The sequence below is a fragment of the Allobosea sp. P2_A10 genome, from assembly GCF_056405115.1.
In genome coordinates this window covers 1-10411 of record NZ_JBFUCS010000023.1, presented here as the reverse complement: position 1 = coordinate 10411, position 10411 = coordinate 1, and the positions used below count along the sequence as shown (strand labels likewise).

Below are 10411 nucleotides of genomic sequence, written 5' to 3'. Positions count from 1 at the left end.
TGGGCCAAGCGCTGGGTCATGCCGGCGCCCGCGCCGACGTCGTTTGTAGCGCTCAAGAACCATGGCGATGGCCGGAGGCGCGGCGATGCGGGAGCGGATTGCTCCACCGCTTGCCCACGCTGTGCGCCGGCGGCGCTATGTTCTCGTCCAGGCCCATCGACGCAAAACCCTTAACGAAACGTAAAGGATTTATACCGGGGCCGTTTTACCGGGTAATCCCCCGTTCGGGGGAGACCGGGACGAGTCGAGGCGACAATTTAAGACATGGTAAACATTGGCGAACTGGGCACCCCGACCTCCAGTTGCGAGGCGCGGTTGCGCTAGCGCGCCAGAACGCCTTGCAGGAACCTGATCAGGACGGGATCGTCGGCATAGGCGACATTGACGCGCATGCCTGGCCGGGCCTGCTGGCGCTCGGGGAAAAAGACGGTGCCTGGCGCGATGAAGATACCTTGCTCGGAGGCCTGGCGGGCCAGGTCGAGATCGTCGAAATCCGGCGGGAACTCCGCCCAGAGATAATAACCGCCGGTCGGGGCGGTGAAGACCGGTAGTCCCAGCCGCTCCAGATTGCCAAGCGCGCGCGCCGTCGCCTTGCCGATGCGCTCGCGCAGGCGCCGTAGGTGATGCCGGTACTGGCCGCTTGCGATCAGGTCGCTGACCATACGCTCGAGATAGCCGGAGCTGTTGACCACGGTCAGCATCTTCATGTCGGTCAGGGCCCGGCTGACGCCGGGACTTGCCGCGACATAGCCGATCCGCAGGCTGGCCGAGAGCGTCTTCGAGAAGGTGCCGAGATAGATCACGCGTTCGAGCTGGTCGAGCGCCGCCAGCCTCGGCAGCGAAGACGGCACGGCGTCGGCGAAAACATCGTCCTCGACGACGAAGAGATCGTGTTTCGCGGCGATCTGGAGCAGGCGGTGCGCCACCGGCAGCGCGATCGACCCGCCGGTGGGATTATGCGCGACCGACTGCGTGAAGAAGGCCTTTGGCGCGTGCCGCGCGATCTGCACTGACAGATCGTCGAGATCGGGCCCGTCGGCGAGCCGCCTGACGCCGACGACCTCGACGCGCGCCAGCCTGAGCTTGCCGAACAGCGGGTAGTAGCCCGGGCTGTCGACCAGGACGGTGTCTCCCGGCTGCAGCAAGTGCCGGATGATCAGGTCGAGCCCGTGATTGGCGCCGAAGGTCAGCAGGATCTGGTCGGGCGAGACCTGGATCGAGCGCTCCGCCAAAATCAGACCGATCTGCGCCCGCAACGGGCCATAACCGAGCGGGTCGCCATAACCGTGCTCGATCGGCAGGCCGCTTTTGCCGGATTTGACGCGCAGATGCCGTCCGAGCTCGGAATCCTCGGTCCATGACGCCGGCGGCCTGCCATCGCCGACGCGCACCGGATGGGTCTGGCGCAGCTGTTCCCGGAGCAGCGAGACGATATCGATCGCCTCAGCCATATGGGCGGGAGGGGCCTCGATGGCGTTGCGGCCGGGCGCGCGGACGTAGAAGCCGGCGCCGCGCCGCGCTTCAAGCCGACCGAGCGCCACCAGCCGGTCATAGGCCTCGACCATGGTGTTCTTCGAGACGCCGTATTCCAGGGCCGCCGCCCGCAGCGAGGGCATGCGCCGACCTGGCTGGAGCAGCCCCTCCTCGATCGACCGCTCGATCCGCGCGACGATGCGCCCGGTTCGACCCGCTTCCAGCTTCTGCTCCATGGAGCCCTCCACTGTACCAGTGAATTGACTGGTACAGAGATTCCAATCGTACGGCCAATTGTCCCTTGTCGCTGTCCTGCGATTGCCTGAGCCTGTCAACCAACAAGCAGGCAAAAGCCCGCGCTGGCGGGCGGAGGAAGCACCATGACGACGGCCAAGGCGCGCGAGCCCATCGCGCGCATCGTGAACTCGCGCATCGAGAACTATCGCAATCTCTCCTGCCTGGAGCGGCTCGACATGGCCGTCGCCGCGGCGGGCCTCCCGGCCAGCGACCGCGCGCTGCTCGCAGCGCCTGGCGCGTTGCCCCTCAATCTCGCCAACGGCATGATCGAGAACGTCGTCGGGACCTTCGAGCTGCCGCTCGGCGTCGCCACCAACTTCACCATCAACGGCAAGGACTACCTGATCCCGATGGCGGTGGAGGAGCCTTCCGTCGTCGCGGCCGCCTCTTACATGGCCCGGATCGCGCGCAGCCATGGCGGCTTCCGGACCTCGAGCACCCTGCCGATCATGCGCGCGCAGGTGCAGCTCGTCGGCATCTCCGATCCGGAAGGCGCGCGCCAGAAGTTGCTGGCGGCGCGCGACGAGATCGTCAAAGCCGCCAACGCCCGCGACAAGGTGCTGGTCTCGCTCGGTGGCGGCTGCCGCGACATCGAGGTTCATGTGTTCCCGCAGACGCCGCGCGGGCCGATCGTGGTCATGCACCTGCTGGTCGACGTGCGCGACGCGATGGGCGCCAACACCGTCAACACCATGGCCGAGACGGTCGCGCCGATCGTCGAACGCGTCACTGGCGGCACGGTCAGGCTGCGCATCCTCTCCAACCTCGCCGATCTCAGGCTCGCCCGCGCCACGGTGCGCGTGCCCGAGGCTGCGCTCGCGACGCCTGAATATTCGGGCCGGCGCATGATCGACGGCATGCTCGACGCCTACACCTTCGCGGCTATCGACCCCTACCGCGCCACCACCCACAACAAGGGCATCATGAACGGCATCGACCCCGTCGTGGTTGCCACCGGCAATGACTGGCGCGCGATCGAGGCCGGCGCGCACGCCTACGCCGCCCGCAGCGGGCGCTACACCTCGCTGACGACCTGGGAGGTCTCGAACGAAAACGAACTCGTCGGCTCGATCGAGATGCCGATGGCGCTCGGTCTCGTCGGCGGCGCGACCAAGACGCATCCGTTGGCGCAATGGTCGCTGCGGCTGATGGGCGTCGAGACGGCGCAGGAACTGGCCGAGGTCACGGTCGCCGTCGGCCTTGCGCAGAACATGGCGGCGCTGCGCGCGCTCGCCACCGAAGGCATCCAGCGCGGCCATATGGCGCTGCACGCCCGCAACATCGCCATCGTCGCCGGTGCCGAGGGCGCCGAGATCGAGGCGATCGCCGCCGAACTTGCCCGCACGCACGACGTCCGCGTCGACCGCGCCCGCGAACTTCTGGCCGAACGCCGGAAAAGCTGACGCCGAGACCAAACCTTTCGACCAGCAACCACGACGCAAAAACCGCGAGAAACGCGGATCACACCCGGAGGAACACCATGACCACATTGCTTTCGCGCCGCTCGCTTGGCGCTCTCCTCGTGACCACGAGCCTTGGCCTCGCCGCGCCTGCTTTCGCGCAAAACGAGATCAAGATCGGCTATAATGCCGATCAGTCTGCTTCGGGCGCGGCCGAACTCGGCCTGTCGGGCCTCTACGGCTTTCAGGCCGCGATCGAGGACATCAACGCCAAGGGCGGCGTACTCGGCCGCAAGCTCGTCGGGATCGTGCGCGACGACGCGGCGTCTCCGCCCAAGTCGATCCAGAACATGAACGAGCTGATCGACAACGAGAAGGTCGCCGCCGTCGTCGGCCCGACCAATTCCGGCAATGCGCTCGCCTGGCTGCACATCCCGCAGCAGAAGAAGGTGCCGGTCGTCTCCCATGTCGCGACCGCCACCGACATCACCGCCCGTTACGCCAAGGAGCCGCAGAACTATATCTTCCGCGTCTCGATGGTTGATCGCGAGCAGCTCGCCTTGCTGACCGCCTATGCGGTGAAGGCCTCGAAGACGAAGAACATCGCCGTCATCGCCGACACCACCGGCTACGGCCAGGCGGCGACCAAGGATCTGCTGGAAATCCTCGCACTTCATGGCGTGAAGCCGGTCGGCGTCGAGAAATTCGGCCCCAAGGACACCGACATGACCTCGCAGCTCGCCAAGCTGAAGGCGGCTGGCGCCGACATGATCATCACCGGCTCGCTCGCCGACGCGACCGCCCAGGTGCTGAAGAGCATGGAGAAGATGGACTACTATCCCGGCCTGCTCTCGACCTGGGGCTCGATCAATACGCCGCTGGTCAACATTGCCGGCGCAAAGCTCTCGGAGAAGACGATCTTCGCCGCCTCGACGACGGAGGATGCCAGCGACCGCGCCATCGCGCTGCACAAGCGCCTGATCGCCAAATACCCGAACATGCCGGCCTTCGTCTCGGCCGCGCAGGGCTACGATGCGGTCATGCTGATCGCAGCCGCCATCGCCCAGGCCAAGGGCACCGACGGCGACAAGGTCCAGCAGGCGCTCGAAAGCCTCGGCCCGGTGCAGGGCATCATCAAGGCCTATGACAAGCCGTTCTCGAAGGAGCAGCATGAGGCGCTCGGCGTCGCCGATTTCCACCTCGCGCAGTGGAAGGACGGCCGCGTCGTCAAGCTCGACAACGAGGTGGTGAAGGGCCTGACCGCAGCCGATCTGAAGCGCTGACAGGCATTCGAGAACGCGCAACGGAAACACCGCGTCATCCCGGACAAGCCGCGCAGCGGCGCTGATCCGGGATCCATCATAGGGCGTCGACGAGCACTATGATGGATTCCGGGTCTCCGCTTCGCTCGCCCGGAATGACGGAGAGCTTGAAGACGCAAACTAACCCGCCCGAAGGCGTGGAGACGAGATGACGGCAATTCTCCAGGCTCTGGCGAGCGGGCTGGCGCTGGGCGCGATCTACGGGCTGATCGCGCTCGGCTTCAACATCACCTACGCCACGACGAAGACCTTCAATTTCGGCCAGGGCGCCTTCCTCGTTCCGGGCAGCCTCGTCGGAGTTTCGCTCCTGCTGCTGGCCGCCGGCAAGCCGCATTGGGGCAATCTCGCACCCTCCGAGATGACGCTGTTCAGCTACGGCCTGGCGACGCTGGCGAGCGTCGCCGTAGTCGGGGCGATCGGCATCCTGCTCTACTACTGCGCGATTAAGCCCTTCGTCGGCGCGGGCGGCCTGAACTGGGTTTTGAGCACCATCGGCTTCGGCATCATCATGCAGAATACGGCGCTCGCGATCTGGGGTCCGGCCTCGATTGCGGTGCCCTCGCCGCTCGGCAACGAGGTTTGGCGCATCGCAGGCGCCGGCATCAGGCCCCAGGAGGTGCTGATCGCCGTCGTCGCCATCGCGGTCATGATCGGGCTCGACATCGTCATCCGCAAGACCCGCTTCGGCAAGGCGCTGCGCGCCGTCGCCTATAACCCGCAAGCGGCGGCGATCGTCGGCATCAACGTCGAGAAGATCGTCATCATCGCTTTCGTCATCTCGTCGGCGCTGGCGGGGCTGGCCGGCATTCTGATTGCGCCGATCACCACGGCCTCGGTCTTCATCGGGCTTGGCGTGGCGCTGAAGGCGTTTTCGGCCGCGATCGTCGGCGGCTTGACCAATCCGCGCGGCTGCGTGCTCGGCGGCTTTCTGCTCGGGCTGATCGAGGCGCTGGTCGGGCTGTGGCGCGCCGAGATGCGCGAGATCACCATCTTCCTGCTGATCATCATCGTGCTGGTGCTCAGGCCCGGCGGCCTGCTCGGCGCGCGCAGCGTGGAGAAGATCTGATGCCGGGTCCCCGCCGCTCGATGGCCCTTGCCCACGCGCTCGGCCTGGCCGCGCTCATTGCTGCGCTCGCGCTGCTGCCGGTGTTGTCGCTGAACGACTTCCACCTCCAGATCCTGTTCACGATCGGCGTCAACTATCTCGCCGCCTCGGGCCTGAACGTGCTCGTCGGCTATGCCGGCCAGAAATCGCTCGGCCATGCCGGCCTCTTCGCGGTCGGGGCCTATACGGCAGCGATCGCCAGCGTCGAATGGGGGATCAATCCCTGGCTTTCGCTGCTGCTGGCTTGCGGTTTCGGGGCATTGTTCGGGCTGGTTATCGCCATGCCCTCGGTCAGGGTCTCCGGCCCGAGCCTGGCCATGGTGACGATCGGCTTTGGCATCGTCGTCGAGAAGATCGTCACGGAGTGGACCGACATCTTCAAGGGTCAGGCCGGGCTGTACGGCATCGGCGCGCCCACGCTGTTTGGACACAGCTTCACCAATCTGCACTGGGTCTGGTTCGTCAGCGCGCTGTGTATCGCCATTCATCTGATGCTGCGCGCATTGCTCGCCGGGCGCTATGGCCGGGCCTTCCTGGCGGTGCAGCTTGCCGAGCCCGCCGCGCAATCGGTGGGCATTTCGGTGGCGCGCTTCAAGACGCTCGCCTTTGTCATCTCCGCGGTGACCTGCGCGCTGGCTGGCGCAATCGTCGCCCAGCAGAACCAGTACTTCAACTCCGACTTCGTCACCTTCAACCTGTCGATCTTCTTCCTCGTCGTGGTGATCTTCGGCGGGTCGGGTTCGATCTACGGGCCGCTGCTCGGCTCGGTGATCCTGACCCTGCTCGACGCCTGGCTCGCGCGCTGGCCGGCGCTCCAGCATTTCAGCTATGGCGCGCTCCTGCTGTTCTCACTGTATCTGATGCCCAACGGTATTGCCGGCGCGCTGGCAAGCCTTGCCCGACGCGGCAGTTCGCCAACTGTGCCACCCGCACCTTCGGCGACGTCCTCCTCGGTGCTCTCAGTCCATGCGGCGGCGCAGGCCGGCGCGCCGCTTCTGGTCGTCGGCGATCTCTACAAGGCCTATGGCGGCATCGTCCCGGTCAACCATGTCGGCTTCACCATCGGTACCGGCAAGGTCCATGCCCTGATCGGGCCCAACGGCGCCGGCAAGACGACCCTGCTCAACCTGCTCTCGGGCCATGTCGCGCCCGATGGCGGCAGCATCAGCTTCCGGGGCAGCGAGATCGCCGGTCTATCGGCGCATGCAGTCGCGGGGCTGGGTATCGCCCGGACCTTCCAGAACCTGAAACTGTTCGGCGATCTCTCGGCGCTCGACAATGTGCTGCTCGGCGCGCATCTCCACGTGAAGAGCGCGTTCGTCCCCGCGCTGCTGGGCCTGCCCGCAAGCCGCAGCGCTGAAGCCGCCGCCCGCGACCAGGCGCTGGCGCTGCTTCACGAACTCGGCCTCGGCGAACGCGCCTTCGAGCCGGCCAAGAGCCTGCCCTATGGCCTGCAGCGCCGGCTCGAAATCGCCCGTGCACTGGCCTCGCGACCAAAGCTGCTGCTGCTCGACGAGCCCGCCGCCGGGCTCAATCCGCAGGAGACCCATGAACTCGGTGACGTCATCACCCGCATCCAGTCGGCCGGCATCACCGTGCTGCTGATCGAGCATCATATGGACCTCGTCATGGGCATCTCGCAGCATGTGCTGGTGCTCGACTATGGCGCGCTGATCGCGGAGGGCGCGCCCGATGCGATCCGCCGGGATCCGCGCGTCATCGCGGCCTATCTCGGAACCGAGGATCTGGCTGACATGCCAGCGGCGGAGGTGGCATGAGCCTGCTCCAGATCGACGGGCTGAAAGTCCGCTATGGCGCGGTCGAAGCCCTCAAGGGCATCTCGCTGCGTGTCGCTGCGGGCGAAATCGTCACGCTGATCGGCGGCAACGGCGCCGGCAAATCGACCCTGATGCGCGCCATCGCCGGGCTGGTGAAGCCGGCCGCCGGTGCGATCGCCTTCGAAGGTCGGCCGCTCGCCGGCATTCGCCCGCATGACTGCGTTCGGCTCGGCATCGGCCATTCGCCGGAAGGCCGCCTCGTCTTCGGCGACCAGAGCGTGCGCGACAATCTGATGCTCGGGGCCTATGCCCGCGATGACGACGCAGGCATCGAAGCCGATATCGCGAAATATTTCGCCATTTTCCCGCGCCTCGCCGAGCGGCGCGACCAGCAGGCCGGCACGCTGTCGGGTGGCGAACAGCAGATGCTCGCGATCGCCCGCGCCTTGATGAGCCGGCCGAAACTGCTGCTGCTCGACGAGCCCTCGCTGGGCCTCGCCCCGCTGATCGTGCGCGAGGTCTTCGCCGTGATCCGTCGCCTGCGTGCGGAAGGCATGACGATCCTGCTGGTCGAGCAGATGGCCAATCTCGCGCTCGGCGTCGCCGACCGCGCCTATGTCATCGAGACCGGCACGATCACGCTCGAGGGTACCGGCGCGGAGCTTTTGCGCGACGAGCGCGTCCGTTCGGCCTATCTCGGCGCGTGAGATGACCCGGCAAAGCGTCAGCATCGTCGAGGTCGGCCCGCGCGACGGCCTCCAGAACGAGAAGACCCCGATCGCGACCGCAGACAAGCTCGCGCTCATCGAAGAGCTCGCCGATGCCGGTCTGCGCCGGATCGAGACGACCGCTTTCGTCTCCGTCCGCTGGGTGCCGCAAATGGCCGATCACGCCGAGGTCATGGCGGGGCTGACGCCACGACCCGGCGTGGTCTATTCCGCGCTCGTTCCCAACGAAAAGGGGGCCGAAGCAGCGTTGGTCGCAGGTGCGCAGGCGCTGGCCGTCTTCACCGCCGCCTCGGAAAGCTTTTCGCGCAGCAACACCAATTGCAGCATCACCGAGGGCATCGCACGCTTCGGGCCGGTGATGGCGCTGGCTCGGCGCGCCGGCGTTCCGGTGCGCGGCTATGTCTCCTGCGCTCTCGACTGCCCCTATGAAGGGGAAATCGCGCCTGCCGCCGTGGCGGCGGTGACCGCGCGCCTGCTCGCCATCGGCTGCGATGAGATCGCTTTGTCCGACACGCTGGGTCGCGGCACGCCGGAGCGGACCGCACGCATGGTCGAGGCTGTGCTTGGCGTCGCACGGGCCCCGCAACTCGCCGGGCACTTTCACGATACGAATGGCCGCGCCATCGAGAACGTCGCCGCCGCCTGGGCGCTGGGCGTGACCGTCTTCGACGGCGCGGTAGGTGGTCTCGGCGGCTGCCCTTACGCGCCAGGCGCAGCCGGCAATCTCGCCACGGAGACGCTCGTCGCCCATTTCGAAAGGCAGGGTGTCGAGACTGGAGTAGAGCTCGCGCGCCTGCGTCCAGTCGCCGAAGGAATCAGGACGCTGACACGCGGCATCTGATCCGAATAAATGACTTTATCACATGGAAATAACACCAGTATTACTCAATACCGAACGTAGGTTTGCTGGATCGAGAATTATTTCATTTATCTACGCTTGAAATCGACAAATTCTCGATCGTTCGCGAGCGTATGATTGAAATAGACCGTGACGCTCCCTTGCATGCGAGCGGTTCAATTTGACCCTACGGCGATGCAGCGCAGTCTAAATCGTAAATTAACGCCTTTCGGACAATGATCTTCATATTGTCGGTGAAATCGCGCGCAGAAATGCTCGCTGAAGTTGCATTGCTCTATTTGACGGAGAGTGGGCGGCGAGCCGGCGATGACGATGCCTGAAACCGTTTCAAGATCGGCCGGCGAGCCGGCTCTGCCTCGCGCATAGCCACCTTGCCGCCCCAGAGGCCAGTACGATGAAATCCATTCGCATGAAGATTCTGGCGATGCTGGCGATCATCGCCGCAGGCGCGATCATCTCGGCAGCTTTGAGCCTCTATGCCCTGTCGAAGGCGAGCGACCTGAACCAGCGCTCCAGTCTCCAGGGCGACATCGCATTGCTGACCGAGCGGATCAATGCGCAGGTCATCGGCGTGGTCATGGATGCGCGTGGCATCTACATGTCGAAGGACGCCAAGGAAGCCGAGCCTTTCGCCAAGGGAGTCGAAGGCCGGTTTCCGACGCTCCGCAAGCTGGTGGCCGAGCTGAACAGGCTCGCGCCGGCAAACGAGCGTGCCGGCCAGATCGAGAAGGCGATCGCCAGCTTCATCACGTTCCGTTCCGAGACTGTCCGGCTCGGCCGGGAGGTTTCGACCTCGGCGGCGAACGCGCAGGGCAACAACGATCTGAACCGCGAGAACCGGAAGGCGCTGAACGACCTGCTGGTAAGTTTCAGCAAGCGCAACGAAGAGGTCGGCAATGCGCTCGGCGAAGAAGCCGCGGCCTTCACCGCCCAGGTGCAGGTGATCCTCCCCGTCGTCCTGCTGGCGGCGCTGCTGGCCTCGCTTGCTGCGGCGCTGCTCTTCGCGCAGCGCTCGATCACCAGGCCGATCCTCGACCTCGGCGGCGTGATGGAGCGCCTGACCGCCGGCGAGACCGCGATCGATGTGCCCCATGTCGGCCGCCAGGACGAGATCGGCGCCATGGCCCGCGCCGTCTCGGTGCTGCGCCAGAGCACGGAACAGGTCGCGCAACTTCAGGAGCAGGAACGGGTTCAGGCCGCCGCGCGCCTGGCGCGAGCGCAGTCGATGGAGTCCGTGGTGTCCGACGTCGGCGACGTCGTCACGGCCGCGGCCGCCGGCGATTTCTCGGCGCGTTTGCAGATCGAGCATGCCGACGAGCAGATGCAGAAGCTGGTTGCGGGGATCAACGAGATTAATGCGGTGGTGGATTCGGCGACGAGCGAGTTTGCCGCCGCGCTGCAGGCGGTCGCCGATGGCGATCTGACCCATCGCGTCGAGACGTCGAGACG

At 65.9% G+C, this 10411-nt stretch carries 8 protein-coding genes; 7 read left to right on the top strand and 1 reads right to left on the bottom strand.

The features are described 5' to 3' along the window. Positions 1-320: 320 nt before the first annotated feature. The gene (locus tag AC1DZY_RS23415; RefSeq protein WP_476822566.1) at positions 321-1709 is read right to left on the bottom strand and encodes an aminotransferase-like domain-containing protein; all 1389 of its coding nucleotides are present in this window, start codon (positions 1707-1709) and stop codon (positions 321-323) included. 144 nt (positions 1710-1853) lie between these two features. Between AC1DZY_RS23415 and AC1DZY_RS23410 the strand changes: the two genes are divergently transcribed. The 7 genes from AC1DZY_RS23410 to AC1DZY_RS23380 all read left to right on the top strand — a co-directional run. Then, the gene (locus AC1DZY_RS23410) at positions 1854-3173 is read left to right on the top strand and encodes a hydroxymethylglutaryl-CoA reductase, degradative (protein WP_476822565.1); all 1320 of its coding nucleotides are present in this window, start codon (positions 1854-1856) and stop codon (positions 3171-3173) included. 77 nt (positions 3174-3250) lie between these two features. Next, positions 3251-4453, top strand: a complete 1203-nt coding sequence (locus AC1DZY_RS23405; RefSeq protein WP_476822564.1) for an ABC transporter substrate-binding protein — start codon at positions 3251-3253, stop codon at positions 4451-4453. A 187-nt stretch (positions 4454-4640) separates the two neighbouring features. Further along, positions 4641-5558, top strand: a complete 918-nt coding sequence (locus AC1DZY_RS23400; RefSeq protein ID WP_476822563.1) for a branched-chain amino acid ABC transporter permease — start codon at positions 4641-4643, stop codon at positions 5556-5558. Next, complete coding sequence (locus tag AC1DZY_RS23395; protein ID WP_476822562.1) at positions 5558-7375, top strand: branched-chain amino acid ABC transporter ATP-binding protein/permease; 1818 nt, start codon at positions 5558-5560, stop codon at positions 7373-7375. Before AC1DZY_RS23400 ends, AC1DZY_RS23395 begins: the two co-directional genes overlap by 1 nt. A gap of 2 nt (positions 7376-7377) precedes the next feature. Further along, the gene (locus AC1DZY_RS23390; protein WP_476822590.1) at positions 7378-8082 is read left to right on the top strand and encodes an ABC transporter ATP-binding protein; all 705 of its coding nucleotides are present in this window, start codon (positions 7378-7380) and stop codon (positions 8080-8082) included. A gap of 1 nt (position 8083) precedes the next feature. Beyond that, on the top strand, positions 8084-8944 hold the full coding sequence (locus AC1DZY_RS23385; RefSeq protein WP_476822561.1) for a hydroxymethylglutaryl-CoA lyase: 861 nt from the start codon (positions 8084-8086) through the stop codon (positions 8942-8944). A 412-nt stretch (positions 8945-9356) separates the two neighbouring features. Next, positions 9357-10411: HAMP domain-containing protein (locus AC1DZY_RS23380; protein WP_476822560.1), on the top strand; the 1055-nt coding region annotated here is incomplete at its 3' end.

Excerpts from the sequence above, each read along its gene's own strand:
- AC1DZY_RS23415 (WP_476822566.1), bottom strand. The coding sequence starts at position 1,709 with ATGGAGCAGAAGCTGGAAGCGGGTCGAACCGGGCGCATCGTCGCGCGG.
- AC1DZY_RS23410 (WP_476822565.1), top strand. The coding sequence starts at position 1,854 with ATGACGACGGCCAAGGCGCGCGAGCCCATCGCGCGCATCGTGAACTCG.
- AC1DZY_RS23405 (WP_476822564.1), top strand. The coding sequence starts at position 3,251 with ATGACCACATTGCTTTCGCGCCGCTCGCTTGGCGCTCTCCTCGTGACC.
- AC1DZY_RS23400 (WP_476822563.1), top strand. The coding sequence starts at position 4,641 with ATGACGGCAATTCTCCAGGCTCTGGCGAGCGGGCTGGCGCTGGGCGCG.
- AC1DZY_RS23395 (WP_476822562.1), top strand. The coding sequence starts at position 5,558 with ATGCCGGGTCCCCGCCGCTCGATGGCCCTTGCCCACGCGCTCGGCCTG.
- AC1DZY_RS23385 (WP_476822561.1), top strand. The coding sequence starts at position 8,084 with ATGACCCGGCAAAGCGTCAGCATCGTCGAGGTCGGCCCGCGCGACGGC.